The sequence below is a fragment of the Photorhabdus sp. RM323S genome, assembly GCF_042879375.1.
In the GTDB taxonomy this organism is placed as follows: Bacteria; Pseudomonadota; Gammaproteobacteria; order Enterobacterales; family Enterobacteriaceae; genus Photorhabdus; species Photorhabdus tasmaniensis.
In genome coordinates this window covers 1-846 of record NZ_JBHFKZ010000170.1, presented here as the reverse complement: position 1 = coordinate 846, position 846 = coordinate 1, and the positions used below count along the sequence as shown (strand labels likewise).

General features: G+C 40.2%; 1 protein-coding gene. It reads left to right on the top strand.

What is annotated here, in order from left to right:
* The first annotated feature begins 84 nt into the window (after positions 1-84).
* Positions 85-369 (top strand): hypothetical protein, encoded by a 285-nt coding sequence (locus ACGF7G_RS22505; RefSeq protein ID WP_387468511.1) that lies wholly within the window; start codon positions 85-87, stop codon positions 367-369.
* Positions 370-846 lie beyond the last annotated feature (477 nt).

Genomic DNA, 846 nt, shown 5'->3' with positions numbered 1-846 from the left:
AGGTAGAGCCTCAGCACAAGGTGTTGGATTACCTGGTGGTCAAATTCAAAAATATATCAGCAACTTGGATGATCTTATAAGACAATGAAAATAAATAATTCCCTAGAAAAAATAAATTACGCGATAAAAGAGATTGATATAGCAATATCAGCTTATGACAGTTCATTCAATTATTTCACAACGTTAGAACAACTTAATTTTTTTAAAACAAAATTATTAAGAGCCCTAGATGATATTAACTTAGGAGCGTTACCGCAGAAAACAGAACGAAATCTAGGTATATCAAGAATAATAGTTGATCAATGGCCATTTGATAATATCTTAGGTGGTTTAATTATCGAAGCTGAACAAGTTTATAAGAATATTTAAATCATAAGCCGGAAAGATCCCCCAAGATCTTCCGGCCTTACTGATGATCTATCGTGGCTAATACACTGTCTGTATGAGCCGGGTGCCCTGACGCCTTCGGCACGATATCAACAAGGCCAGCTATACTATGTGGGGTCGCGGTAGGAATAGCCGTTACCGGCTACCCCCCGCACAGATCCGGACGTGCGCGACTAACGCATCCGGCTCCTACCTCGGGTGTTTGGCGTAAAAGCGCTGCAAAGGATAAGGATGCACAATTCGGGGGGACGATATCCATTTATTCACCAGTGACGGGCCGGTGCTGACTCTGGGCTATAACCTGAGCGGGCAGCTGACGGAAATTACCCGTACCGATTAAGGTGTACGTAAAAGAATATTATCCAAATAGATGAGTATCAAACATTTTATCGTCAGTTATTTAACAACATCAGAAAAGATAAAAAGTGAATATAATCCGTGTTCGTTAAACATAAAACA